Origin of the sequence: Phaeobacter sp. CAU 1743 (assembly GCF_039839315.1) — a bacterium.
Classification (GTDB): Bacteria; Pseudomonadota; Alphaproteobacteria; order Rhodobacterales; family Rhodobacteraceae; genus Phycobacter; species Phycobacter gallaeciensis_A.
Genome location: NZ_JBDOQR010000045.1, coordinates 1 through 25,443, shown reverse-complemented (window position 1 = coordinate 25,443; position 25,443 = coordinate 1). Strand labels below are relative to the sequence as shown.

Sequence of the window (25,443 nt, the reverse complement as noted above, 5' to 3'; positions counted from 1 at the left end):
CCTCCTCCCTTATTCTTTTGCTATTCTCGGTAAGGCCTCTAACAGAAAAGGCGACCCCGGGGGGCCGCCTTTTGCAATTCCATATGGCGCGGGCCTTACGACTTCGCGAGGTTACGCAGCACGTAGTGCAGCACGCCGCCGTGTTCGATGTACTCGATCTCGGGTGCGGTATCGATGCGGCACTTCAGCGTGATGGTCTTGGTGGTGCCATCTGCGTAGGTGATGTCGCAGGGCACTTCCTGCTGCGGCTCGATGGTGTCGAGGCCACGGATCGATACGGTTTCGTCACCAGTCAGGTTCAGCGACTTGCGGGTATCGCCAGCGGTGAACTCGAACGGGATAACGCCCATGCCAACCAGGTTGGACCGGTGGATACGCTCAAAGCTTTCGGCGATCACAGCCTTGACGCCCAGCAGGGCGGTGCCTTTTGCAGCCCAGTCACGCGAGGAGCCCGCGCCGTACTGTTCACCGCCAAAGACGACCAGCGGAGTGCCCGCTTCCTGATAGGCCATCGAGGCTTCGTAGATCGAGGTCTGCTCGCCATCGGGGCCTTTGGTGTAGCCGCCTTCAACGCCGTCCAGCATCTCGTTCTTGATGCGGATGTTGGCAAAGGTGCCGCGCATCATGATCTCGTGGTTGCCGCGACGCGAACCGTAGGAGTTGAACTCACGCGGGGCCACCTGACGTTCGATCAGGTACTGACCTGCCGGTGTGGTGGTCGCAAAAGAGCCCGCCGGGGAGATGTGGTCTGTGGTGACCATGTCGCCCAGGATCAAGAGCGGCTTGGCGCCCTCGATGTTGGAGATGGTGCCCGGCTCGGTACCCATGCCCTGGAAGTAGGGCGGGTTCTGGATGTAGGTCGAGGTCGCGGGCCAGTCATAGGTCTCCGCATCGGTGGTTTCGACCGCCTGCCATTTTTCGTCGCCTTTGAACACATCGGCGTATTTCGAAAGGAAGGCCTCGCGGGTTACGGTTTCCTGCACGAGGTCCGCGACTTCCTGTGTCGAGGGCCAGATGTCTTTCAGGTAGACGTCCTTGCCATCGGCAGTTTGGGCGATCGGGTCGTTGGCCAGGTCGATATCCATGGTGCCTGCCAGCGCATAGGCGACAACCAGCGGCGGCGAGGCCAGGTAGTTGGCGCGCACATCGGGGCTGATGCGGCCTTCGAAGTTGCGGTTGCCCGACAGGACCGAGGTTGCCACCAGATCGCCTTCGGCGATGGCGTCGGAGAGTTCCTGCTGGATCGGACCGGAGTTACCGATACAGGTGGTGCAGCCATAGCCAACGAGGTTGAAGCCGACAGCGTCCAGATGCTCTTGCAGGCCTGCGGCCTCAAGGTATTCGGACACCACCTGCGAACCCGGCGCCAGCGAGGTTTTCACCCAGGGCTTGCGGTTCAGGCCCAGCTCATGCGCCTTTTTCGCAACCAGACCCGCGCCGATCATCACGTAGGGGTTGGAGGTGTTGGTGCAGGAGGTGATCGAGGCGATCACGACCTTGCCGGATTCCATGGTGTAATCTTCGCCTTTGACGGCCACTTCCTTGCCCATCGGGCGTTTGAATGTGTTTTCCATCTCCTGACGGAAGGCGGCTTGGGCGTTGGTCAGCGGCACGTAGTCCTGCGGACGCTTGGGACCGGAGATTGCCGGAACGATGCTGCTCATGTCGAGGGACAGCGTGTCGGTGTAGACCGGTGCGTAATCCGCATCGCGCCAGAAACCGTTTTCCTTGGCGTAGGCTTCGACCAGCGCGATCCGGTCTTCGTCGCGGCCGGTGTTGCGCAGGTAACGGATGGTTTCCGCGTCGATCGGGAAGAAGCCGCAGGTCGCGCCATATTCCGGTGCCATGTTGGCGATGGTGGCACGGTCCGCCAGCGGCAGACGGTCCAGACCTTCGCCGTAGAATTCGACGAATTTGCCGACAACGCCTTTTTGACGCAGCATTTCTACGACTTTCAGAACCAGGTCAGTGCCGGTGGTGCCTTCGACCATGTCGCCGGTCAGTTCAAACCCGATGACTTCGGGGATCAGCATCGAGATCGGCTGACCCAGCATTGCGGCTTCGGCTTCGATGCCGCCAACACCCCAGCCCAGAACGGCCGCGCCGTTGACCATGGTGGTGTGGCTGTCGGTGCCGACCAGTGTGTCTGGGTAGGCGACTTCATTGCCGTCCTGATCGGTGTCGGTCCAGATGGTCTGGGCCAGGTATTCCAGGTTCACCTGGTGGCAGATGCCGGTTCCCGGAGGCACAACGCGGAAGTTGTTGAAGGCGCCCTGACCCCATTTCAGGAACTGGTAGCGCTCCATGTTGCGCTCATACTCGCGGTCCACGTTCATCTGGAACGCGCGCGGGTTGCCGAATTCGTCGATCATGACCGAGTGGTCGATGACCAGATCAACCGGGTTCAGCGGGTTGATCTTCTGGGCGTCGCCACCCAGCGCCTTGATGCCGTCGCGCATGGCGGCAAGGTCCACAACGGCGGGAACGCCGGTGAAATCCTGCATCAGCACGCGGGCCGGGCGATAGGCGATTTCGCGCGGGTTCTGACCGCCGTTGGCGCCCCATTCCGCAAAGGCCTTGATGTCTTCGAGCGAGACCGAGAAACCGCCGTCTTCAAAGCGCAGCATGTTTTCCAGAACGACCTTCAGCGCCGCCGGCAGTTTCGAGAAATCGCCGAGGCCGGCTTCGGTGGCTGCGGGGATCGAGTAATAGGAAATCGACTTGCCACCGGCGCTGAGCGTGCGGCGCGTCTTGGCATTGTCCTGTCCGACGGTGATAGGCATGTTGGCCTCCCTCTGGATGTGATAATGGGGAATTCGCTGCAGGCTATCTGCAACAGGTTCGGCCTTCTTTCAATAGGGGAAACGCCTTCTGGTGCATTTTTTGTATGCAATAGTACACAAGAGCGCATGCAAAGGGTAAACCAAGTCTCAAGAATGATTGATTGGTGTTCAGAATTGGGTTGGGGTACACCGGGGGGCCAGCGAGAGTTGGCCTGCGGATCACGACCAAAGGGGTACTCCGAACAATGATGCGTTTTGCCGCTCTTGCCAGTGTGTTGTGCCTTGCGATGCCTGCCGCGATCCGTGCGGAAGAGGTGGATCAGCCGGTGGTGGTGGAGCTCTTTACCTCGCAGGGCTGTGCGTCCTGCCCGCCGGCCGATGCCCTGATGCACAAACTGGTAGAACGTGAGGACGTTCTGGCGCTGGCGTTCCATGTCGACTACTGGGATTACATCGGCTGGAAGGACGTCTTTGCCGATCCGACCTATACTCAGCGGCAAAAGGATTATGCCCGGGCGATGGGCCGTAACATGGTTCATACTCCGCAGATGATCGTGATGGGGCAGGAGGATGTTCATGCCGCCGACCCGCTGAAAGTAGGTGATGCGATCAAACGGCACCAGACCGGCGCGCAGCCGGTGGCGCTGGATCTGACGGCAACGGCGGCCGGTGTCGAAATCTCGGTGCAGGCTCGCGGCGCGCTGCCCAAAGGGGCGCTGCGGGTTGATGTGGTGCGGTTCACGCCGCTGCGCCGGGTGTCGATCAGCCGAGGAGAACTGGCAGGGCGGACCATGGCCTATGCCAATATCGTCGAGGACTGGCAGCAGATCGCAGAATGGGGCGGGCAGGAAGACCTGAACCTGACCGTGCCGCTGCCCGGGGATCAGTCGCTGGCCGTGCTGGTGCAAGAGGCTGGCAGCGGCCCCATCATAGCCGCCGCGCAGCTGAAGTAATCAGCGCCAACTCCTGGGGGCGCCTGTACCTGCCGTGGTCGGCATTATCCCACGGGATCGGAATTGGGCTTTTTCGGCGGCGTGTATGCTTTCCAGCGCCGGTGGATCCAGAACCATTGCCCCATATGCTTGCGGATGACGCTTTCCAGATCGTCGCAGATCGCGCGGGTCATGGTGATGGGATCTGACGCCGGAATTTCCGGGTTGAGGTGGATTTCGAAATCAACGCCATTGGGTTGCCGGATGCCGTAGACCGGGATCAGTGCCGCGCCGTATTTCAGCGCCAGTTCCGCAGGAACGGTAGAGGTGACGGCAGGCTTGCCGAAGAATGGGATCTCCTCGCCGCCATGCACGTGCAGGTCGGCGACGATGGCGATATTGCCACCCTTTTTCAGATGGCGGACCATTTCGACCATGCCGCGTTTGCCCTGCTCGAACATCGGTTTGCCGTTGCCTTCGATGGCACGGACGTAGTGATCATTGAAATAGGGGTTGGCCATGCGCCGGTAGAGCGACCCCATCGGGAAACCGTGTGCGATCAACCCGGCCCGGGCAGCGTCATAATTTCCGAAATGACCGGTGACCAGAATCACAGGGCGCCCGTCAGCGCGTGCTTTCTCGAGCGCGGTCACACCCTCACCGGTGATCGGCGCCGCCTTGGCGCGCGCAAGGAAGGGGGCGCCTGCATAGAGTTCGGCAAAGGTGCGCCCGGCGTTGTCGGGGACTTCGCGGCAGAGCCGGTCAACATCCTCGGGCGGCAAGTCGGGGCAGACGAGGGCGAGGTTGTCGCGGATCCTGCGGTCAAAGCCCGCCAAAGGTGCCGCGGCGCGTACCAGACGCCCCATCGCAGCCAGCCGCAGGCGATAGGGGATCAGCCCCATGGCACCGATCACGCCACGCAGAAAGACGTTGCTGGCAAAATACTTTGCCTTTTGGGCTGTAGAAAGCTCGGAGGCGGCGACGGGCATTGTGGATATGGGCCTGCTGGGCTGGGATCAAATAGAGCATGTCTACTTAATCCCAGCCGCCATTGGGTACAAGCCGTCAGCTGGGCGCCCGCAGCGTATCGGTAGAGGAAGCGGGAGCGATCAGGACTTACTCGTCCTCTTCGCCGTCCTCGGACCTCAGCTCGATTTCTCCGCTGTTCACCAGATCGCGCATGGCGTTGACGATCATGCTGAAGGCGGTTTCGCCATCGGCGCGTTTGACCTTGCCGCGTTCGGTGACTTCCTCGCGGATATTGTTGGCCATGCGGTTCGACATGTTTTCCAGCAGGAATTCGCTAGAGGCAACGTCCTCTTCCGCGCTAGCAAAGGCGATGGCGGTGACCACATCGGGCTGGGACAGCACGCGCATCAGCTTGGGTACATCCAGCGGGTGCATGCGCTCTGCGATCAGACCGTAGGTGAAGATCGCCTTTCGCACGTCGCCGGCGAATTCCTCGTCTTCTTCTTCCAGTGCGGTCAGAACCTCGTCCCGTTTGGCTGCGGCGGCTTCGGTCAGGATGGCACCGACGCGCTGGCCCGGGGTGGTGTCAAAGGCCAGATCCGGGCGGGCCTCCACCTGCGCTGCCAGGGACAGGCCGATCCGATCGACGGTGTCCGGGGTCACGTTTTTGGTATGGCTGACGGCATAGGCGATTTTCCGGGCCACGGGGCCGGGCAGGGCAGCCAGCATCTGTGCGGCCTTGGCGGTGTCGAGTTTCGACAGCAGCACAGCCGCAACTTCGGTGCTTTCTGCTTCGGCGAGCGAGGCGAGATCTTCGGGTGCAAGCTGTTTCAGACGGTCCCAGGGATTGCCGAACTGACGCACGCCGGCCTCTTTGCGCAGGCGGCTGGCAGTATGGCGGCTGATCTTGCCATCCATGGCGGTCAGCGCGCCAGCCAGCCCGTTGGGGAAGGTCAGGCCAACGTTGTCGAGCATTTCGGCAAACTCGCTGGCAACGGCATAGAGCGTTTCGCGGTCGACGATGCGCATCTTCCCCATCTGCTGCGTCAGTTCCATCTGCAGCTCATCGGGCAGTTCTTCAATCGGGATGTCGGCGCCTTCGTTCAGCAGCAGGCGCACGACGATCGCCGCCTTTGCCTTGCCGCTCAGATGGGAAGCGGAGCCGCCGAGCGATCCACCCATGGGACTATCCATTCCTCCCCCCATTCCACCAAGCGGAGCCGGAGCCGAAAAATCTCCCAATCCATCACCGCCTGTCGCCATGGGGAGCGCCAACATCTGGTCGTCTTGCATCTATAGGACCCTTGCCAAAAAGATTCTCTTTCTGTTGGGATCAAGATAGGCCATTAGCGGTAAAGAAAGACTAAAGCTCAATAGCTTGAGGTTTGTCCGCTCTGCAGCGCCTTGTAGAGCGAGACCTCAGGCCAGCTGCCAGTGCCGCCACGCGCACGGATTTCCTTCCACTGTGCCAGGGCCAGCCCCAGTTTTCCTTCCTCGACAAAGCCTTGTCCCATATAGGAGCGGGCCAGAAGGTTGTCGGGATCGGTAGCAATGGCGCGCTGGTAATAGGCGTTGGCCTCATCTGGCTGGCCGAGCTTACGGGCGGTGAAGCCCCAGTAGGTCAGGACCCGACCTTCGCTTTGATCCGGCATCGCGGCCAGAACCATTTGCGCGTCTTTCAGTCGGCCCGCATAGGCCAGTTCACGCACCGCGTCATACAGCGTATCGGCATCCAACGCCGAATCCTTGGCGTCTACGCATTTGCCTTTTTTTTCGTCCCAGACCTGCGCTCCGGTGCATTCCTTGGTGGTTTGCGTGGTGGTCGGAGCCGTGAAGGTATTGTCGCCAGCGGCAAAGGCTGCCCCGGAAAGTGACATCGCGGGCAGGGACATCACGGTTGCAAGAACGATGGCACGCATTGGGGATCCTCATTACGGGTTATGGAGGGAATCTAGTCTGATTTACCGGCTCAGTGGAGGGGAATTCCCAGGATAAGGGAGCTTCCGGTACTCTCTGGCGAATATTTGCCCAGTGGCGGGTGCGTAAATGAAAAACGCCCCGCCATTTTGGCGGGGCGTCGTCATCAGGAAGACGGGAAGGCGGTTCAGGCGCCGAACACCCGTTTGAAGATCGTGTCGACATGTTTGGTGTGATAACCCATGTCGAATTTCTCCTTGATGCCATCTTCGCCGAGGGCAGCAACAACCTCGGGGTCTGCAAGCAGCAGTTCTTGGAAATCAAGGCGCTCTTCCCAGACCTTCAGCGCGTTGCGCTGCACCATGGAATAGGCGTCTTCGCGGGACACGCCCGCTTGCGTCAGCGCCAGCAGCACCCGCTGCGACATCACCAGACCCGGGAACTTGTTCATGTTTTCCAGCATGTTCTCGGGGAAGATCAGCATCTTGTCGATGACGCCGGTCAGACGGTTCAGGGCAAAGTCCAGCGTCACGGTAGCGTCCGGGCCGATGCCGCGCTCGACCGAGGAATGCGAAATATCGCGCTCGTGCCACAGCGCCACGTTCTCCATCGCCGGGATCACGGTCATGCGGACCAGGCGCGCGAGACCTGTGAGGTTCTCGGTCAGCACAGGGTTCTTCTTGTGCGGCATCGCCGAGGAGCCTTTCTGGCCCATCGAGAAGAATTCCGCGCCTTCCAGAACTTCGGTCCGCTGCATGTGGCGGATCTCGATGGCGACATTCTCGATCGAGGATGCGATGACGCCCAGCGTGGCAAAGAACATCGCGTGGCGGTCGCGCGGGATGACCTGGGTCGAAATCGGTTCGGGCTTGAGGCCCAGTTTCTCGCAGACGTGCTCTTCCACCGCCGGATCGATATTGGCAAAGGTGCCGACAGCGCCGGAAATCGCGCCGGTGGCGATCTCTTCGCGGGCCTGCTGCAGGCGCGCCTTGTTGCGGTCCATCTCGGCATAAAAACGGGCAAAGGTCAGCCCCATGGTGGTGGGTTCGGCGTGGATGCCGTGGCTACGGCCAACGCGCACGGTGTTCTTGTGCTCCATCGCGCGTTTCTTCAGCGCTGCCAGCAGGTTGTCCATATCGGCAAGCAGGATGTCGGCAGCGCGCACCAGTTGCACGTTGAGGCAGGTGTCCAGCACGTCTGATGAGGTCATGCCCTGGTGTACGAAACGCGCTTCTTCGCTGCCCACGTGTTCTGCAAGATGGGTCAGGAAGGCGATGACGTCGTGTTTGGTGACGGCTTCGATCTCGTCGATGCGGGCGACGTCGAATTCCACATCCTTGGCCTTCCAGACGGCGTCGGCGTTTTCGCGCGGGATAACGCCCAGATCGGCCATCGCGTCACAGGCGTGCGCCTCGATCTCGTACCAGATGCGGAATTTGGTCTCGGGGGACCAGATGGCGACCATGTCGGGGCGGGCATAACGGGGGATCATCGGCGGAAACACCTTTCGCAATTGCGGGAACACTTGCGCCGCGTCATAGACCGCTCTGCCCAAAGGAACAAGCCGCCACGGCGGGGGCGGGACGTATTGTCCGCCCGCCGCGGAGCCTAGCTGATCGCGTCAGCCCTGGCTGATACGGTCAAAGACGTCCTTGTTGCGGCAATAGGCCGGGGCCGCGTCCAGATGGTCCTGATCCGCTTGCAACTGGGTGCAGCCTGCCTGATCGTCGCAATGGCTGCAGCGCATGATAGCGCGCATCAGCTTGGGGCCTTCGTGCTCCGGGTCACGGGCGATGATCTCGCCCATGTCGATACCAAGGCGGTCGGCCATGCCGTTCACGAGGTCCGAGCTTTGCTCCAGTTTCTTCACCAGTCCCATGTTGCGTCTCCTGTCGTGCCAATAAGGGTGCGAATGCATTGCAGGCGATCATGGCTAAGAACGAAGGGCGGGCCTTGATATCGATCAATCGGCGCAGGAATTGCGCGGACGGGCGGCGAAAAAGCCGCCTGTCCGTATCGTATATGGATTACGCTCAGCAGCGCTGAACTTAGTGAGGCGAAATGTCTACCGTGATCACCCGGGCACCGCTTTCCAATGTGCGATGCACCGGGCATTTGTCGGCGATCTCCAGCAGCCTTGCGCGCTGATCCGGTGTCAGGGTGCCGCAGAGGCTGATTTTCCGGGTGAATTGATCGATCTTGGCCGGACCCGCCGGGGCAGCATCCTGCGCGTGCACCTTGTCGTGGCACACATCAACCGAAACGCTGTCAAGCGGCCATTCCTTGCGCCGGGCATACATCCGGATGGTCATCGAGGTGCAGGCGCCAAGCCCCGCTGCGACGAAACCATAGGGAGACATGCCCCGATTGGTGCCGCCATAGGCCAGCGGTTCATCGGCCAGCGCGTGGTGACGCGGGCCGGACTGAATGTCCTGCAGGAAGCCTTCGGGATCGGCTTCGGCAACCCGCACGATCCCCTCGGGTGCGCCGGGGGGCGGGGCGGGCGGTGTCATCTCCACATAGCGCCCGGCCCAGGCGGCAATCACTTCGGCGGCGTATTCGGCATCTTGCGCGCGGGAAATCAGATGGTCCGCGTCATCCAGCGTGACAAAGCTCTTGGGGTGTTTGGCGGCGGCAAAGATCTCGGCCGCGTTGTCGATCCCGACGGTTTCATCGCGTGGGGCATGCATCACCAGAAGGGCCGCATCCAGATCTGCAATGCAGGGGCCCAAGGCGCTGGCGCGGATATCGTCAAGAAATTGGCGGCGGATGGTGAAGGGACGCCCGCCAAGGCAGACCTCGGCGGCGCCGACCGCTTCGATCTCGGTCAGTTGGGAGCCAAAGTTGTGGGCCACATGTTCGGGATCATAAGGCGCGCCGAGGGTCACCACACCGCGCACCGAAGGAATGCCCGCGCGGGCGCGCAGAACCGCGGCGCCGCCCAGCGAATGCCCGATCAGCAGCTGCGGCGCCATATCACGCCCTGCCAGATACTGCGCGGCTGCAATCAGGTCCGAGACATTGGAGGAGAAGCTGGTGTTCTCGAACTCCCCATCCGAATGTCCAAGACCGGTAAAGTCAAAGCGCAGAACCGCAATACCCATCGAGGCCAGACGCCCCGCGATGCGCCGGGCGGCCGGGATGTCCTTGGAGCAGGTAAAGCAATGTGCGAACAGGGCGGTGGCAAGGACAGGCCCCTCGGGCAGGTCGAGGCGCGCAGCTAGCGCGGTCCCGGCGTGTCCGGGAAACGTGATGCGTTCTGTGGGCATGGAAGATTGGCCTTTGGTTTTCTCGATCCCAAGGTGCGGCAGCAGGCGGGGTTCGGCAAGGCGCGGGCCGAAAATAACACGTGAAGGTGAAGGGGCGAGACCATGGAGCACATCATCGGCATCGGAGGGTACAGCCCTGAAACAGCACGCGACCATGACATGTGGTCCCGTCTTGGCCGGTTCTGCGCGTCAGAACCCCGCGCCTTTGATCGCGATCCGGCCACCGGGCATGTTACCGCTTCGGCATTTGTCCTCTCTGCGGATATGTCCTCTGTCCTGTTGACCCACCACGCAAAACTGGACCGCTGGCTGCAGCTCGGAGGCCATTGCGACGGGATTTCCGATGCGCCCTTTGTGGCCCAAAAGGAAGCCTATGAGGAAAGTGGCCTTTCCCGGCTCGAGATGTTGTCGCCGCAGGTGTTTGACGTCGATATTCATGAAATTCCGGCATCGCCCAAAGAATGCGCACATCTGCACTATGACGTGCGTTTCCTGTTTCGCGCTGCGGCGGGGAAAATTCAGGTCAGCCACGAATCCCACGCGCTGGAGTGGGTCCCGCTGGTCCGGCTGGAAGAGCGAACAACAGCACCAAGCGTTCTTGTGTTGCGTGAGAAACTGCGGGGGTTTCTGCGCGGGGCCAGTGCCTGCTGACGGCAGTGCGCCTAAACCTGTCTCTGCGACGGTGGGTCGCGTGATTTTTTAGTGGTTTTTGGCTGAACGGGACACAGGGCCTCCTCCTTTTGATCAAATTTATGCTAGCACCATAACATGACAGCGATTCTACAGACCCAGATCCCGTACAACCCGCTTGCCTCGCAACGTCTGCCGGGGATCAAACCCTTGCCGGTGGCCGATTGGCTCCGTTCGGATGGTGCCTTTGGCGACCAGATGGCGGAGCGTGAGCGCCTGCTGGACACGGCCCGGGACAAGGTCCTGATGCTGGATGAGGGCGGCCGTCCCGCTGCCGACGAATTGCTGGAACGCGTACTGGCCCATCTGTACCCCGGTGCTGAGGATCAAGTGCAGCGCCCCGATGGGGTGACGGTGCGGATCGATTTGCAGGATCCCCTGGGAACCCTTGGCCGGATCACCCAGCAGGATTTTTGCATTCTGGAGAAACCCGAAGGCGCGGCGGAACACGTGCTAACCGGCGCGGTTCTGTGTTTCCCGGCCAGCTGGACATTGTCTGAAAAATTCATGCGTCCGTTGATTGCCATTCACGTGCCGGTCGACAGCTACGACGCCAATATCGCGGCGCGGGTGCAGCGGCTGTTTGACGGCGTGCAGGTGGATCGCCCGCTGTGGCGGTTCAATGCGCTGTGGTATCACGATCCGATGCTGCACCAGCCCCGCAGCGCCAATGCGCCGCGCGAACAGCCGCGCAGCGAAGAAGCCGGGTTCATGCGCAGCGAAACGCAGAGCATTCTGCGTCTGCCTCGCACCCGCGCGGTTGTCTTTTCGATCCACACCTTCGTGCTGAGCCGCGCCGACGTCCTGCGCCAATGGCAGCAGGACGAGCAGGATATCGAGACCGTATAGGCTGCATCCGGCAAGGCGCCCTCTGGTCCGGAGGCTCCGGAGTTCAGGGTGTAGGCAGCTTCAGGACCTTTGCTGCGGCTTGAACCATTTCCGTACTTTGCAACAGGGCCAGAAAGACACCAAGGCTTAGGGCTTGCCTGCGCGGGGTCAGCTGGGAGCCCCTGAGCAATTCAACCAGCAAAAGCAGCAGGGCAGCGGGCGCCGACAGCATCGCAACCAGTCCGGTTGCAGCCCATGTCACGATGCCTTGCGCCCGCGCACCGCCTTGAGCGGGTTTTAGGCCCGACAGATCCACGACCTGATCGGCGTGTCCTGGATCGGTGCGCACGTGGCGGGCGCATTGCTGGTCCAGATCATCTGCCATCGCCTCCACCGGCGCGAAACAGGAGCGTCCGCGCGGCTTCCCGGCCGCTGGCGCCGGGGTTGCGCCGCTGCGGGCGGTAAACAATCTTGCCGAGGCCCGCGACTTGCCGGTCGGTTTGAACGGGGAGGGCGCGGGCGAGGCAGCCCGGCGCCGGGGCAATGCCTTGCGCGGGTGGATATTGTCGGACGCCGGGCGGCTGAGCAGGGAGCCCGGCGTCCTTTCGGCGGGGGCCTGCGCCTCTGCCGTATCTGCCGCGTGGTGCAGGTTGAAAACGCCGAGAAAGGCGTCGCAGGTCATCGCCTTGGGCGCATCCTGCCAGAAGACGACCGTCGGGGACAGCGTTTCGGCTAGGCGGCGCAGGAGTACCGCGAGCAGGATCTCGGTGATCTCGCTGTCGCTGGCGCTGGGGTAGAGGCGCTCCATTGTGACCTCAAGAAAGATCGCCGGAGCAGAAAGGCCCGCCGGGACATGCATGCCAAGTCGCAGCGGTAGGCGCCGCAGCCGCAGGATAACCCGGTACTGATCGCCTTCCATCTCGACCCGATTTGCCGCCCGGGTGTTGATCTGCGCCATCGGGTGGCCGTATTCCTCAAGCATGTCGACAGCCTGGATCAGCCCCTTGTTGAGGAGCCGGTTGCTGCGGGTCTTGAAACCGAGCCTGCCTTTGAACTGTTCTACCTGTGTCATTCTCAAGCCTCCTTCGTTCGGGGTGCCGTTAACCCAAGATTACAAAGGGAAAAGGCGCAAAGTGAGGCATCAGAACAGGTTCTGAGGGGCGCGGTGAAAAATCCCGCCAGTGCAGGTGAGTAAATTTTTATTCAAATAAAAACAATGTGATGTCAGTCGTGTTTGGCGCAAGCCCCAGCCGAATGTGGCTGAAACCGGGCGCCCTGCGGCCATGTTGATGCCATAGTGATTACAATGCACGGCAAATGGACGGACTGTTCGCAGTATGGGGGAGTGGACTCAGTCGGCGCCCTTGCCAGCAATCCGCGGCCGCGCGCCAGGCCCGAGATTCAGCCGTCGATCTGCTGCCCCATGATGGCCAGTGATTGCTGATAAACGGTTGCCGCGTTCCATTGTTTTAGGACTTTGTAATTCGGCTGCCCCGGCTGGTAGCCCTTGCCGCGTTTCCAGCCTTTCTTGCGCAGGTAATTCGCGGTCGAGGCCAGCGCATCCTGTTGATCATAGAAATCAACGCGCCCGTCACGGGTCCAGTCCACGCCATAGGTCAGCGCATTTCCGGGCAGGAATTGCGTATGGCCAAGCTCGCCATGTTTGGCGCCGAGTGTCGCGGGGGTGATCGCGCCCTGATCCACCAGCTTCAGCGCGCCGATAGCATGGGGCCGGAAGAAATCAGAGCGGCGGCAATCGTAGGTCAGGGTCACGATGGCCGAAACCACCTGACTGTCCCCCATGAAGTGGCCAAAGGCGGTTTCCATGCCGTGAATGGCGATCAGGACACCTGCGGGCACGCCGTATTTCTTTTCCAACGCCGCGTAGAATTCCGGATTGCGGGCCTTGCGCTTGCGCCCTTGCGCAACAATCGTGGCTGAGCCGCGCAGCTGCATGAATTTCTCAAGGCTATAGCGAAAGCTTTTCTGATTGCGGTCGGCGGCGATGGTGCGGCTGGCGTACTGTGCCTGTGCCAATGCCTTCAGCCCCTTGCGCTTGACGCCCGCACGCTTGGCCTCGGCCGCGAACTCTGCCTTCCAGCTGGCAAAGCCCGCAGAGGTATTGCCACAGGAGGCGGCCACAGAGGCGACCGGTAGCAAAGAAGTCAGGGACAGGCAAAGAACTGGCAAAATACGCATGGCGGAAACCTTCGGAAACTGGAACTGGATGCCTCCAGCCTACCGCTCTCGCGCAGAAAATATACGGACATATGGCGCGTTTCGGCGCTGGTGTTGCTCTCAGGCAAAGGCCTCGGCGGCGGCGATGGCCAATCCGTCTGCCACGGCTGTCAGCGCATGACGGTTTTCCACCGTCGCGCCGGGGCAAAGCCGCTGAATTTCCTGCTGCAGACAGCCCAGCAGCGCCGAGCCACCAACCAGAACGATGCGATTAACCTCTTCCGGGGCAGTGCCTGCCAGTTTCAGTGTCTCTGCGGCGGCCTCGGCCAGTTCCTGCATCTGTGCCTCCAGTAGGGCCGAGATGTCATCGCCAGATAGAGAGGCCTGCAGGCCGCGCTCCAGAACCTTGAGATCGATCTGTGCGCCGGCGTCCTGCGGTTGGTTGGCTGCGATCTTGCCGCGCTCCACCGCAAAGGCGATGTCGTGGCCCAGTTCATCCTCCAGCGTGCTAACGAGGCGCGCCAGCCTGTCCGGTTCGCTGGCCTGTTGCTGGAGGTCACGTGCGGCGCGGCGGTGCTCGGGCGTATAAAGAAACGGGATCATCTGCCAGCTGGACAGATCGTTGTAGATCCGGTTCGGCGCGGGCAGGGTGCCGCTGCCGAAACTGTTGCGGATGCTGCTACCACGCCCCAGAAGCGGCATAACACGGGCCAGGCTGATCTTCTGATCGAAATCGGTACCGCCCAGACGAATCCCGTAGGAGGCCAGAATATCAGTGGTGCCGTCAGCGTCCTGCCGGAAGGCGGTAAAGTCCGAAGTGCCCCCACCGATATCGACAATCAGCCCCAGCCCCGAGCGGGCCTCGGTTGCGCGCAGCGCCGCTTCGGGCTCCAGCATGAAGCGCACGTCCTGAAATCCGGCAGCCAGGTAGCAGGCACGGAGGTCGTCTTCGGCCTGGGCATTGCGGGCCTCATCGCGGCTGTGAATCCGCACCGGACGGCCCGACAGGGCATGGGTGAATGTCATGTGGGTCTGCGCCTCGGCGCGGGCTTTGACCTCGGCCAGAAACTGGGTGACTACCGCCGAAAGGGTCATTCGCTGCCCGCCAAGGCGACGTTCCTCGTGCAGCAGGGGCGTTCCAAGGAGGCTTTTGAGGGCGCGCATGAAGCGGCCCTCGTCGCCGGAAATCAGCGCCCGGGTGGCGCTGCGTCCGATGCGCATCTTGCCGCTGTCGGGATCAAAGAAAACGGCAGTGGGAAGGGTCTGTTCGCCCGGTTCCAGTTCAATCAGCCAGGGGCGCCCGCCCGCCGCCACACCTGCCGCCGAATTGGAGGTGCCAAAATCGATGCCTAAAGTCATGGGGGCGGTCATTGGCCTGTCTCCTGCGGGTCCGGGGAGCGACGGCTTTACAGGCAGAACGGGCGGGGTTCAAGAATGACTGCCCCGCGCATTTGCCTTTGTCATCCACAGCGATGGCCGAACGCGGTTGATCGGTTCAGGTCGCAGAGGATCCGCTTGGTAGGGTAACCCGAAAGGTGGAGCCTTGTCCGACCTCAGATGACACTTCCAGCAGGCCATTGTGGTTGGAACAGATCCGGCGGCTGAGTGTCAGTCCGATGCCGGTGCCATCGTATTCATTCGGGTTGTGCAGCTTCTTGAACAGCTGAAAAATCTGCTGCTGATCTGAGGTTGAGATCCCAGCGCCATTGTCGGCGACGTCGATGCGTTCCTGCCCCTTGTTGGCCCCGGAAACGGACGTAATGGAGACGATGGGTTTGCGCGCGCCTGAGCGGAAGGTGATGCCATTGGTGATCAGGTTCTGAAATAGGCAGCGCAATTGCATTCGGTTGCCAGTCACCACCGGCAGGGGGCCAATGTCGATGGTGGCCCCGGCATGCTGGATCTCGCCTTGCAGATCCTGCACCAGCTCGCCCACCAGCGTGTTGAGATCGATGTCCCGCTTTTGGATGCGGGCGCCAACCACGCGGGAGTATTCCAGAATGTCATTCATCTGCCGCATCATGCGGGCTGCGGTCTTCTGGCTTTGCTCCAGCAGGAAAATTCCGTCCTCGCTCAGCCGGTCGCGTTCGGCATCCAGCTCCTGCAGCAGCAGGTTGAGCGTATTGGCTGGCGATTTCAGATCATGCGAAACCGCATAAGTGAACTCGCGCCTCTCCCGGTTGATATGTGCCATTTCAAGCATTGTTGCCCGCGTCCGGATCGCATCGGTGGCGCAAAAGGCCAGTTGCCGCAGCAGGGATATGTCCGTCTCAGTCCAGGCGCGCGGTTTGTCATCAATTACCGCCAGCACCGCAGCGGGTACACCGCCGGGTCGGTAAACCGGCACGCCAAGATAGGAACCAATGCCAAGCCCCGGGGCAATACCCGTGCCCAGATCCGGGGGAGGGTTGGGGGCATCTTGAACAGTCACGGGGGCATCCTTTTGGATCACGTGCTGGCAAAAGGAATGAGACAGAGGCGCGTGCCGATCCTTTGCCGCCGGGCCGCTAAGCCCGGTCTGACTGGTGAAGAATTGACGTTTTGCGTCGCTGTCGATGGTGGAGAGCAGAGCCACCGGGGCGCCAATGGTGCGTTGTGCCAACCGGGTCAGATTGTCGAATTCCGGGTGGGGCGGGCCGTCGATCAGCTCAAGATCCCTGAGGCTGAATTTCTGCATTATGAACGCTCGCTATTCTGAGAAACTCATGTCGCACCCTACGACATTATGATGGCAGAGCTTAACCTTTTCTGAAGCGCCCACACCGCTCCAGATCTGAAGACTGCCACTCGTTGGTCCAGTGAAGGCCGGACCTGTGAATGAAAAAGAGCGCCCGATGGGCGCTCTTTCATGGTTTTGACTGCCGCAGCTATTAGCAGCTGTAGTACATGCCGTACTCAACCGGGTGCGGGGTGTGCTCGTAGGTTTCCACCTCTTCCATCTTGAGCGCGATGTAGCCCTCGATCTGGTCTTTGGTGAACACGTCGCCCTGCAGCAGGAAGTCGTGGTCTGCCGCCAGGCTTTCCAGCGCTTCGCGCAGCGAGCCGCAGACGGTCGGGATATCGGCCAGCTCTTCGGCGGGCAGATCATAGAGGTTCTTGTCCATGGCTTCGCCCGGATCGATCTTGTTCTTGATACCGTCAAGGCCGGCCATCAGCAGGGCTGCAAACGCCAGGTAGGGGTTTGCGGCCGGATCGGGGAAGCGGGCCTCGACGCGCTTGGCTTTCGGGCTTTCGGTCCACGGAATACGCACGCAGCCGGAACGGTTGCGGGCGGAGTAGGCGCGCAGAACCGGAGCTTCGAAGCCCGGGATCAGACGCTTGTAGGAGTTGGTGGACGGGTTGGTGAAGGCGTTCAGCGTTTTCGCGTGCTTCAGGATGCCGCCGATGAACCACAGGGCTTCGTCGGACAGATCCGCATATTTGTCACCAGCAAAGAGCGGCTTGCCGTCTTTCCAGATCGACATGTTCACGTGCATGCCGGTGCCGTTGTCGCCTGCGATCGGCTTCGGCATGAAGGTTGCGGATTTGCCGTAGGCGTGCGCGACGTTGTGGATCACGTACTTGTACTTCTGCAGCTCGTCCGCCTGTTTGGTCAGGCTGTCGAAGATTAGGCCCAGTTCGTGCTGGCAGGAGGCAACCTCGTGGTGGTGCTTGTCCACCTTCATGCCCAGACGCTTCATGGTCGACAGCATCTCGGAACGCAGGTCTTGTGCTTCGTCGACAGGGTTGACCGGGAAGTAGCCGCCCTTGACGCCGGGACGGTGGCCCATGTTGCCAACTTCATACTCGGCATCGGTGTTCCAGGACGCGTCGGTCGCGTCGACTTCGTAGGACACTTTGTTGATCGAGTTGGAGAAGCGCACATCGTCGAACAGGAAGAATTCCGCTTCCGGACCCATGAATGCGGAGTCGCCAATGCCGCTGGACTTCAGGTAGGCTTCGGCCTTCTGTGCGGTGCCGCGCGGGTCACGCTCGTAGGCTTCGCCGGTGTCGGGCTCAACAACCGAGCAGTGGATGCAGACGGTTTTTTCCGCGTAGAACGGGTCGATATAGGCGCTTTCGGTGTCGGGGATCAGCTTCATGTCCGAAGCTTCGATCGACTTCCAGCCCGCGATGGAGGAACCATCGAACATGAAGCCTTCTTCGAGGAAATCCTCGTCGACCATGTCCACGTCTACGGTGACGTGCTGCAGTTTACCACGTACGTCGGTGAACCGGATGTCGACATAGGCGACTTCCTCGTCCTTGATCAGCTTCAGAACTGCGTCCTTGCTCATTGGTGCTTTCCTCTCCGTAAGAAAATTCGTGTGTTGCTGCGCCAACCCGCTACGCTGCCTTTGGCAATCCCGGCGCGCTGGCGATATCTGGTATTAAAGTGCGTCGGGGCCGGTTTCGCCGGTCCGGATGCGGATGGCCTGCTCGACCGGGCTGACGAAGATCTTGCCGTCGCCGATCTTGTCTGTCTTTGCCGCGTTCACGATGGATTCGATCGCGCCGTCCACCTGATCGTCGTCCAGAACCACCTCGATTTTCACCTTGGGCAGAAAATCGACGACGTATTCGGCGCCGCGATAAAGTTCCGTGTGCCCCTTCTGGCGACCAAAGCCCTTAACCTCGATCACGGACAGGCCCTGTACACCGACGTCCTGCAGCGCCTCTTTCACCTCGTCCAGTTTGAACGGTTTGATGATGGCTTCGATCTTTTTCATCTCGTGGGCTCCTCACAACCTTGTCGAAGCTGGTCAGATCATTTCTAAATGCTGGCGACAATGGATGCCGCCAAAGATGCCGGAAAATCAGCCTGCAAAATGGGCGTGGGTGTTTAAAAAATAATCACTGCGCACAAAAAATAATCAGAATTGAATCGCGGGAGCCTGGAGAATGACCGAACTGCTGACAGCTGCCCAGATGCGCGCCATCGAACAGGCCGCAATCGAGTCAGGTAAGGTGACCGGCCTGGAGCTGATGGAGCGGGCCGGGCAGGGCGTGGTGGATGCCATTTTCGAGGAATGGCCCGAGTATGAAAGTGCTCCGCAAAGCGCAGCAGTTCTATGTGGACCGGGAAACAACGGCGGAGATGGTTTCGTCGTCGCACGCCTATTGGCTGGGAAAGGATGGCTCGTTAAGGTTTTCCTATATGGTGATCCGGACAAGCTCCCCCCCGACGCGCGCACGAACTACGAAATCTGGTTGGCTGACAATCAGGTAGAGGAGCTTTCTGAAAGAGGGTTTCGGAAAGAGCCCTATACGATTTACATCGATGCTCTTTTCGGAACCGGTCTGTCACGCCCGCTCGAGGGGACGGCGTTGGATGTTATCAGCCATATGACGGGCAGAAATGGTGACCGTTATGACGATTGTACCGTGGCCATCGACGCACCTTCCGGGATTTGTCTGGATAGCGGTCGATGGTTGGTGCCGCAGCCGCCATCGCTCAAAGAGCTGTTTGGCAAGCTTCCTGCGGGGGCGAAGATCCGAACGTCAGCACTGCCCAAGGAGCTTGACCCTCGGCCCCAAGCCAGACTGACGGTCGCGTTTGACTCCCCCAAAGTCGGTCACTTCATCGCCGCTGGCCCCACGCACTGTGGGCGTGTGGTAGTCAAGGATATCGGTTTGGCGAACTGGCGGTCTTTCAAACCTCGAAAAGAAGGGCAGCCGCCTTTTGTTGTGACCGAAAATGGCCCGGTTGGCATATTGCGTCCAGCCGGTGTTCGCCTCACAGGGCAAGCGCCAATCGTTGATGACGTTCGCAGTAAGATATCTTTCAAAGACACTTCCCGCTGGATGGCCAAGCGATCAGGCCACAAATTCTCCCACGGTCACGCCCTGATCCTTTCGGGTGGTTCCGGTAAGACAGGTGCCGCGCGGCTGTCGGCGCGGGGGGCGCTTCGGATCGGGGCAGGGCTGGTGACGCTGGGCGTGCCGCCAAGCGCCCAGCAGGAGGTCGCCTGCCAGATCACCGCGCTGATGCTGCAACGGGTGGCACATGCTGAGGCTCTGGCTCAGGCGCTCGAGGATACCCGCCTCAATGCGCTCTGCCTTGGCCCCGGAATGGGCCTTGATCGCGCGCGGGATCTTGTGCCTGCGGCCCTGGTGGCCAAACGGGCCACGGTGCTGGATGCCGATGCGCTCTCAGCCTTTGGCGATGCGCCGGAAGAGCTCTTTTCCATGCTGCATGAAAACTGCGTGCTGACGCCCCATGGCGGCGAATTTGCGCGGCTGTTCCCGGATATTGCCGCGAAACTGAATGCGCCCGCCACAAAAGGTCCGGCCTATTCCAAGGTGGACGCCACGCGCGACGCTGCCGCGCGGGCAGGCTGCGTGGTGCTGTTCAAGGGCGCCGATACGGTCATCGCCGCGCCGAATGGGCGCTGTTCGGTGAATTCCGCGCATTATGATCGCGCCGCGCCCTGGCTGGCGACGGCTGGGTCGGGGGATGTGCTGGCGGGATTTATCACCGGTTTGCTGGCGCGGGGCCTTAGCCCGATGCAGGCGGCGGTAAGTGCTGCCTGGCTGCATGTGGAATGCGCGCTGGAATTCGGCCCCGGACTGATCGCCGAGGACCTGCCAGAGCAGATCCCAGCCGTATTTCGCAAGCTAGGGTTTTAAGCCGCCGGGCGCAGGTTGTCGCCTGCCGCGCGGGAGGTGGCGATCTCCATGCCGCCCGCGTAGATCACATGGGGGCGATCAAAGGTCAGGGTGCAGAGTTCCAACATCTGCATGCCTTCGTCGCGGATGAATTCCTCATCGATCAGTTCGAACGCAGGCACAACGGCCTGCGGCTGTCCGAACATCGCCTTGGCGCGCCAGTCTCGGATCAGAACCTGCTGGTTCAGCGGCAGCAGCAAATCGCCGCCCGGCTGAGTGTGCCCCAGCGATCCGGCTGTGAAGCGGACCGCATGCATCATGGCGCGGGATTTGCGAATCTTGCTCAGCGGAGTGAGGCCCTGCGTCCGTGTTATCAACTGATCCCCGGCTGTCAGAGTCTCAACGGCCAAAGCGCCGTCTTGGGTCTGGATCGGAGTGCCGGTAATCAGCGTAACCGAACTTTGGGCCGCGTGGCTGCCGGTCTGCTCGCGGCGGCTTTGCAGGATGCGCGCAACGATATGCTGCGCAGGCGGATTCGCGTGCGGTTTCATGGGGGTCTCTCGCTCTGCCTCAGTAGCATTTTATTTGTTTTTTTTAGACACTAGCCATTTGCCGCGCCCGCGTCTGCGCAATTTTTCGCTTATGGGGGAAGCTGTGGCATAGATGTGTCTTTGGTGCCGCAATCGAATAGTGTGGCTCCGGTGCGATTTCCTCTCGCATCCTGTGGCGGGCTTTGCTATTCAGCGGCTCACGCAGCGCCGGAAGGTGCTGCGCCAGTGCGGGTGTGGCGGAATTGGTAGACGCACCAGATTTAGGTTCTGGCGCCGCAAGGCGTGGGGGTTCAAGTCCCTTCACCCGCACCACTTTGATTTTACATGAAAAATCGTGGCGTATTCGGCGACCTTTTGCCGGGGCGAATTCAGAGTTTTACACTCTGTTTTACACTCCTGCGGCTGTTCCTATTTCGTTTTTGGTCTGTTCCGGCGCAACTGTGCCGTGCGTGAAAGCTGCTTTTGCCGTGCCTGTTGTCGGTACTTCTTGACCATTTCGAGAGACTTGTGGCCGGTCACCGACTGGATCTCGGTATCTGAGCAACCCGCCTCTGCTAGTTCTTTTGCAGCCGTATAGCGCCAGCCGTGAATCACGAAACCACTTGCTCCGATTCCCTCGCGGACGGCGGCAACGACACTTTGAGCCCGGCGCTTGCTGATATGCTGGGTCAGGTTCTTGGCGAGGATATGCCGCCCTGTGCGCGGAAGCTGCGCCAGGTAGTGTTGCAGGCGGTCAGGGCAGAAAATCGAAAGCCGCGCGCCGGTCTTCTCTTGCACGACCTCCATATAGCCGCCTTTGAAGTGGTCCCACTCCATCGCGACAACATCGCCGATGCGTTGGCCCGTGCCGATACACAGCTCGTAGATCGTGCGCTCGAGCGAAAGGCCATTGGCGTCACAGAAACGCTCGTATGCCTCGAGCTTCGGCTCTGGCCATGCCTCATAGCTACCGCCTTTGAGTTTCTCGACCCCTTGCGCCGGGTTCGCGGTGATCCATTCGAGATCCATCGCATGACGCGCGAGGATGGATAGCTGTTCGACCATGGCGTTTGCCTTGCGCCATTGGGCTGCATACTGGTCGCGGGCTGCGATCACATCCTTGCGCCGCAGTTTTGTGAAGTCCTTGGCGCCGTTCTTTTCCCTGATCAGCTCGAGCGTTCGCCGGTATTCTGCCTTGGTACTGTCTTTCAGCTTCATGAAACGTGGCGTTTGGTAGTAGCTGACGATCAGGGCCTCGAACGTCGTTTTCGTCGTTGGCTTAGATTTTCCTGACCGTATATCCCAATAGGCCCGATCAAATTCGGGACTGTCCGGGTTATCGGGTAGCCTGATGCGCGTGGAGCCGCGGCGAAAATACCAATAGTCTTTGTCGCCACGGCGTATCCTGGCGAGGAATGGTTTTTCGTTTTTCTTCACCATGTAAACTCATCCTCGTGCATCGCCGCGCCACTCAGCACCGCCTCAAGGTCGGACACCCGCCAGCGCTGAATGCCTGAGATCTCCACTGGTGATGGCAGTGACCCGGATTGCACCAACCGGCGAAAATCCGAAGGCGCCATGTCCATCATCTTAGCCGCAGTGCGTTCGGCAACTGCTATCGGTGCGATACGTCCCATTGCTGATACCTCAAACGGTGGCGGTTCTTGGACTACTCGGCTAGGCCGAGGGTGGTCGTTAAGCGGCTACTGCTGCGCACTGGTGGGTCGCCTGATCGCCCCATTGATGGGCGGCGGCGTTCATCATTCCGGGGAAAGAGCGACTACGCAGACGCGCGCCCTCCGCGCTGGGCGGCATTCGGTGAATCCGGTTCCATTTCTTCCATTCGTCTGAGCCCCGTTCGGGCTCTTGAAGGAGATCGGTCGGCGCCAGTGGGTCCAGACCGCGCAGATACCAGCCTGTCGCCTTGTATGCCGGTTCGCCGAACCAGAAAGGCTGTACGATATGGGGTGCGGGCAGATCGGTCGGCATCCGGTCCTTGGCAAGGTCATTCATCACCGGGTTTTCAATTGCGACCCGTTCAATCGGAGCATTCCAGCACGCAGCAAAGACGCTGACGCCTTCCTCAAACTCCGCCCGCATTTCGGCCCAGGTGCGCCCCTTTGGGAGTTGGCGCGGCAGGGTCCATTTTCCCGGGCCGCTCATCCAGCGGCGCCCAGATCGACACAGGCGCGTACAGGGCGGGTGCATGACTGCCAAAAGGTCCCAACCCTCATCAAGGATGCCATCGCGAATGTCGCAGCGGATATGGCGGTTTGAGCCATCCTCTGCCGCCTCGATATCGCAGGACCACACGTCATGCCCGCGGGCCTCAAAGGCGCGCCGCGCGATGCCGCTGGTTTCACAGCCGATCAGGATCTTTGCCATGGGTGTCACCTTTGTAAATTCATCCCCTGGGGCGCGGCGGGTTTTCGTGAGTGGTGGGCTTTGCCGCGCCCAGGGGATGCGGGGCCTGCCCGCGGGTGTTCAAAAGGGGCCGGGAGCAGCGCCCCCGGCCAGTCGGTGCTTTGGCAGGTTTCGGGCCTCAGCATCGGGGAGTGTTTCAGGCAACGGCGCTTGGCCGTTGTAGGGGCAGTCAGGGCGCCCATCGGTCGCGCGCCGGGTGTCGTCTGTCCGGTGATAGAGCCCGGCAGTCTTGAGCCAGTCGGCCAAGGCGTCCGCCAGATCCGGGCCGCGCCCGATGATCCCCAGCAGCGAGACATGCCATTGCATCGCGTCATAATCGAAACGGTCGCTCGCATGGGTGCTGGCAGGGAAAACCCGGCCGCCGAGCTGCTGCAACAGGTTCGCTTGCTCGAACACATCGCGGCTCTGCATGTCCTGCGCGACCGAATAGAGCGCCTGACGGCTGGGGAGCGCCATCGTTAAGCCTCTACACCGGCAGGCTGCGGATCAGCGGCCTTGATCCAGTTCTCGATAGCCTGATCTTCACCCCAGCCGGTCGCAGTGATGCCGTGCAACTGGATCTCGACCAGTGACCGAAGGGGGGCGACGATCGGATAACTGCCGTTCCCCTCGATCACAGCGTTTGCCATCGTTTCGCGCCGCTCTGCTGCGGTGCGCCGGGCGAGGGCTTCGGCCAGTGTTTTCGCGTCATTTGCCATGATTACCTCCGATCTGAAATTTGTGCGCGGGCAGTGTAGGGATGGAGGATTGCACCGCCCGCGCTGATCCGCGCCCCTGCGCAAGGGCGCGAAACCTCGAGAAAAACGGCGCGTGCAATCCTCCGAAATCACGCGCCGCTATCCGGCTATCTGGGGGCGGGCGGTGCCCGTGGGTGTGTCCTGCCGTGCAGCGCCGTGTCTGCGGCGATATCGGGCAGGGCGATGCGGTCTGGGCGGTCAGGCCGCATGGCGGCGCTGGGGCTGGTAGCCTTTCGCGTCGATGATCTGGCGCGCCTTCTGCGCGACGCGATCAAGGATCTGGTCAGTCGGTTCGGGCGTGGGGGCGGGCCGGTCGATCAGATGAGCTGCACGGAGACGGGCCGGGTTGAAGCCCTGGCCCCGTGCAGCCTTCATTGCGGCCCATGCCGATGTGAACAGGTGGATTTCGTCGAGGTGAGCCTCGGGCGATCCAGCGATCTGCCGAGCGGTTGTGGTGATGTCGTTCATTCAATCCTCCATCAGGTTGATGGAATGATTGCTAATCGGGAAGTTTACCCAAGTCAATCAAAAATGGGTAAATTTCCCTATTTTTGGTTTTTTCTCGAGACGGCGAGAGTTGCTTTCGCCGTCTCGAGAAAAAAGTCTCAAGGCCCGTTGGCGGGCCACAGCGGAGGTGATCCGCTGGTTTGCTCGGCCATTGCACCTGTAGTTCGGGCGGAAATAGACGCTTTGCGGTCGAAACCTGCTATTGGAAACGCGTCGCCCAACGGCGTGCGCCCACCAACATCACGAACTCGGGCTAGTTTCACAAAGCAAGAGGTGCAATTTCTGCGTCGTTCCCCGACGTGACAATTGAAGGCTGCTCAGATACCTGCTGGCCAATCCCACTTCGAGTATTTGGTGTAGGCTTCAGCAATTTCCTCAGGAGCTTTGTGGTTAAACACGTGCCCAGAATTTGAGTACAGCTTGGTCTTCGATTTTCCAAACTTAAACACGCCGAAAGGCTTCTTGATACTGGGATCAAGACAGGTCACAGCGTGGTAGTGGTTTCCCCCCGGAGTCTTCAGCCACGAAAGCAAAATAACCTTCGCCCCGGCCGCTTCAAAGAAGCTACGAGCGGCCTCCAATGAGTGTCCTTGGGTGCAAATGTCATCTACGACTAAGACTGTCCTACCTTTCAAGTTTGGCGGATTCTTATACCTCTGCTGCTTGGGCCCGGGTTTGGTCGCAGCCCGATTCAAGTGAATTGTGTTAAGTTGATTGCCAACTGACGGTATCTTCCCATCCAACCTAAGTTGCTGGGACTTTGGGGCGTCGGTGTGGCGGTGAATCAAATCAAAAACGTACCGTGCTCGCAACGATCCTGCGACAACGGCGACAGCCCCCATCAACTCTGATTTCGCGGAAGTCGTTTTGTGCCCAGGGTAAGGAGCCACGAAATCCAGCTCTTGACCTATGCCTGACAAGTGAATTCGGGCTGCCATCAGAAGACCCCAAAAGCGAAGATTACCGGTCGTGTCTCGGAGTTGGTGGAAATTTGAAGGCGGCGTAATCTCCGGGTGAACATCCACCCACCCAACCGGCGGCAGCAACCGCCAGGGAGATCACGCCATGACCAAGAATACCTATACTTCCAG

General features: G+C 60.7%; 25 protein-coding genes and 1 tRNA gene. 5 read left to right on the top strand and 21 right to left on the bottom strand.

The features are described 5' to 3' along the window. Positions 1 to 95: 95 nt before the first annotated feature. Complete coding sequence (gene acnA, locus AAFO90_RS16530) at positions 96 to 2,783, bottom strand: aconitate hydratase AcnA (RefSeq protein ID WP_274833489.1); 2,688 nt, start codon at positions 2,781 to 2,783, stop codon at positions 96 to 98. Between the two features lie 245 nt (positions 2,784 to 3,028). Between acnA and AAFO90_RS16525 the strand changes: the two genes are divergently transcribed. After that, a complete protein-coding gene (locus tag AAFO90_RS16525; RefSeq protein ID WP_347510072.1) occupies positions 3,029 to 3,736 on the top strand; it encodes a DUF1223 domain-containing protein in 708 nt (235 codons plus the stop codon). 44 nt (positions 3,737 to 3,780) lie between these two features. On the opposite strand, the gene AAFO90_RS16520 is transcribed toward AAFO90_RS16525, so the two are convergent. The 6 genes from AAFO90_RS16520 to AAFO90_RS16495 form a co-directional block, all read right to left on the bottom strand. Then, on the bottom strand, positions 3,781 to 4,704 hold the full coding sequence (locus AAFO90_RS16520; RefSeq protein ID WP_347510071.1) for a lysophospholipid acyltransferase family protein: 924 nt from the start codon (positions 4,702 to 4,704) through the stop codon (positions 3,781 to 3,783). A gap of 127 nt (positions 4,705 to 4,831) precedes the next feature. Beyond that, positions 4,832 to 5,977 (bottom strand): FliG C-terminal domain-containing protein, encoded by a 1,146-nt coding sequence (locus tag AAFO90_RS16515; RefSeq protein ID WP_347510070.1) that lies wholly within the window; start codon positions 5,975 to 5,977, stop codon positions 4,832 to 4,834. Positions 5,978 to 6,054: 77 nt separating this feature from the next. Continuing rightward, positions 6,055 to 6,603, bottom strand: coding sequence for a tetratricopeptide repeat protein (locus AAFO90_RS16510; protein WP_065270459.1), 549 nt, complete (start codon positions 6,601 to 6,603; stop codon positions 6,055 to 6,057). Positions 6,604 to 6,788: 185 nt separating this feature from the next. Next, positions 6,789 to 8,093, bottom strand: coding sequence for an adenylosuccinate lyase (purB, locus tag AAFO90_RS16505; protein WP_065270458.1), 1,305 nt, complete (start codon positions 8,091 to 8,093; stop codon positions 6,789 to 6,791). 129 nt (positions 8,094 to 8,222) lie between these two features. After that, entirely contained in the window at positions 8,223 to 8,480 is a 258-nt protein-coding gene (locus tag AAFO90_RS16500) for a DUF6455 family protein (RefSeq protein WP_347510069.1), read from the bottom strand. 169 nt (positions 8,481 to 8,649) lie between these two features. Beyond that, on the bottom strand, positions 8,650 to 9,870 hold the full coding sequence (locus tag AAFO90_RS16495; RefSeq protein ID WP_347510068.1) for a bifunctional alpha/beta hydrolase/OsmC family protein: 1,221 nt from the start codon (positions 9,868 to 9,870) through the stop codon (positions 8,650 to 8,652). Positions 9,871 to 9,972: 102 nt separating this feature from the next. Here AAFO90_RS16495 and AAFO90_RS16490 point away from each other — a divergent pair, with 102 nt between their 5' ends. Both AAFO90_RS16490 and AAFO90_RS16485 read left to right on the top strand, forming a co-directional pair. Continuing rightward, entirely contained in the window at positions 9,973 to 10,521 is a 549-nt protein-coding gene (locus tag AAFO90_RS16490) for an NUDIX hydrolase (protein ID WP_347510067.1), read from the top strand. Positions 10,522 to 10,638: 117 nt separating this feature from the next. Beyond that, on the top strand, positions 10,639 to 11,409 hold the full coding sequence (locus AAFO90_RS16485) for a DUF3445 domain-containing protein (protein ID WP_347510066.1): 771 nt from the start codon (positions 10,639 to 10,641) through the stop codon (positions 11,407 to 11,409). A 43-nt stretch (positions 11,410 to 11,452) separates the two neighbouring features. Here the strand turns inward: AAFO90_RS16485 and AAFO90_RS16480 are convergent, their stop codons facing one another. The 6 genes from AAFO90_RS16480 to AAFO90_RS16455 form a co-directional block, all read right to left on the bottom strand. Then, a complete protein-coding gene (locus AAFO90_RS16480; protein ID WP_347510065.1) occupies positions 11,453 to 12,460 on the bottom strand; it encodes a hypothetical protein in 1,008 nt (335 codons plus the stop codon). 329 nt (positions 12,461 to 12,789) lie between these two features. Next, the gene (locus tag AAFO90_RS16475) at positions 12,790 to 13,587 is read right to left on the bottom strand and encodes a lytic transglycosylase domain-containing protein (RefSeq protein ID WP_347510064.1); all 798 of its coding nucleotides are present in this window, start codon (positions 13,585 to 13,587) and stop codon (positions 12,790 to 12,792) included. 99 nt (positions 13,588 to 13,686) lie between these two features. Beyond that, positions 13,687 to 14,937, bottom strand: coding sequence for an Hsp70 family protein (locus AAFO90_RS16470; RefSeq protein WP_347510063.1), 1,251 nt, complete (start codon positions 14,935 to 14,937; stop codon positions 13,687 to 13,689). 124 nt (positions 14,938 to 15,061) lie between these two features. Then, complete coding sequence (locus AAFO90_RS16465; protein ID WP_347510062.1) at positions 15,062 to 16,243, bottom strand: ATP-binding protein; 1,182 nt, start codon at positions 16,241 to 16,243, stop codon at positions 15,062 to 15,064. Between the two features lie 193 nt (positions 16,244 to 16,436). After that, positions 16,437 to 17,843 (bottom strand): type I glutamate--ammonia ligase, encoded by a 1,407-nt coding sequence (gene glnA, locus AAFO90_RS16460; RefSeq protein ID WP_347510061.1) that lies wholly within the window; start codon positions 17,841 to 17,843, stop codon positions 16,437 to 16,439. A 93-nt stretch (positions 17,844 to 17,936) separates the two neighbouring features. Beyond that, positions 17,937 to 18,275 (bottom strand): P-II family nitrogen regulator, encoded by a 339-nt coding sequence (locus tag AAFO90_RS16455; RefSeq protein WP_065270448.1) that lies wholly within the window; start codon positions 18,273 to 18,275, stop codon positions 17,937 to 17,939. 172 nt (positions 18,276 to 18,447) lie between these two features. Between AAFO90_RS16455 and AAFO90_RS16450 the strand changes: the two genes are divergently transcribed. Continuing rightward, complete coding sequence (locus tag AAFO90_RS16450) at positions 18,448 to 20,175, top strand: NAD(P)H-hydrate dehydratase (RefSeq protein WP_347510060.1); 1,728 nt, start codon at positions 18,448 to 18,450, stop codon at positions 20,173 to 20,175. Here the strand turns inward: AAFO90_RS16450 and AAFO90_RS16445 are convergent. After that, positions 20,172 to 20,705 (bottom strand): Hint domain-containing protein, encoded by a 534-nt coding sequence (locus tag AAFO90_RS16445; RefSeq protein ID WP_065270446.1) that lies wholly within the window; start codon positions 20,703 to 20,705, stop codon positions 20,172 to 20,174. The genes AAFO90_RS16450 and AAFO90_RS16445 overlap by 4 nt on opposite strands. A gap of 227 nt (positions 20,706 to 20,932) precedes the next feature. Here AAFO90_RS16445 and AAFO90_RS16440 point away from each other — a divergent pair. Further along, positions 20,933 to 21,017: transfer RNA gene (locus tag AAFO90_RS16440), tRNA-Leu, on the top strand. Positions 21,018 to 21,113: 96 nt separating this feature from the next. On the opposite strand, the gene AAFO90_RS16435 is transcribed toward AAFO90_RS16440, so the two are convergent. The 7 genes from AAFO90_RS16435 to AAFO90_RS16405 all read right to left on the bottom strand — a co-directional run bounded on the left by AAFO90_RS16435 (position 21,114) and on the right by AAFO90_RS16405 (position 25,194). Then, entirely contained in the window at positions 21,114 to 22,124 is a 1,011-nt protein-coding gene (locus AAFO90_RS16435) for a tyrosine-type recombinase/integrase (RefSeq protein ID WP_347510059.1), read from the bottom strand. Continuing rightward, positions 22,118 to 22,321, bottom strand: coding sequence for a hypothetical protein (locus AAFO90_RS16430; RefSeq protein WP_347510058.1), 204 nt, complete (start codon positions 22,319 to 22,321; stop codon positions 22,118 to 22,120). Before AAFO90_RS16430 ends, AAFO90_RS16435 begins: the two co-directional genes overlap by 7 nt. Positions 22,322 to 22,379: 58 nt before the next feature. Then, positions 22,380 to 23,069, bottom strand: coding sequence for a hypothetical protein (locus AAFO90_RS16425; RefSeq protein WP_347510057.1), 690 nt, complete (start codon positions 23,067 to 23,069; stop codon positions 22,380 to 22,382). Positions 23,070 to 23,168: 99 nt separating this feature from the next. Further along, the gene (locus tag AAFO90_RS16420) at positions 23,169 to 23,564 is read right to left on the bottom strand and encodes a hypothetical protein (RefSeq protein WP_347510056.1); all 396 of its coding nucleotides are present in this window, start codon (positions 23,562 to 23,564) and stop codon (positions 23,169 to 23,171) included. Positions 23,565 to 23,566: 2 nt separating this feature from the next. Then, the gene (locus AAFO90_RS16415) at positions 23,567 to 23,806 is read right to left on the bottom strand and encodes a hypothetical protein (RefSeq protein ID WP_347510055.1); all 240 of its coding nucleotides are present in this window, start codon (positions 23,804 to 23,806) and stop codon (positions 23,567 to 23,569) included. A 237-nt stretch (positions 23,807 to 24,043) separates the two neighbouring features. Beyond that, positions 24,044 to 24,313: a hypothetical protein gene (locus tag AAFO90_RS16410; RefSeq protein WP_347510054.1), complete on the bottom strand. Its 270-nt coding sequence runs from the start codon at positions 24,311 to 24,313 to the stop codon at positions 24,044 to 24,046. Between the two features lie 356 nt (positions 24,314 to 24,669). After that, positions 24,670 to 25,194: a phosphoribosyltransferase family protein gene (locus AAFO90_RS16405; protein WP_347510080.1), complete on the bottom strand. Its 525-nt coding sequence runs from the start codon at positions 25,192 to 25,194 to the stop codon at positions 24,670 to 24,672. Positions 25,195 to 25,443 lie beyond the last annotated feature (249 nt).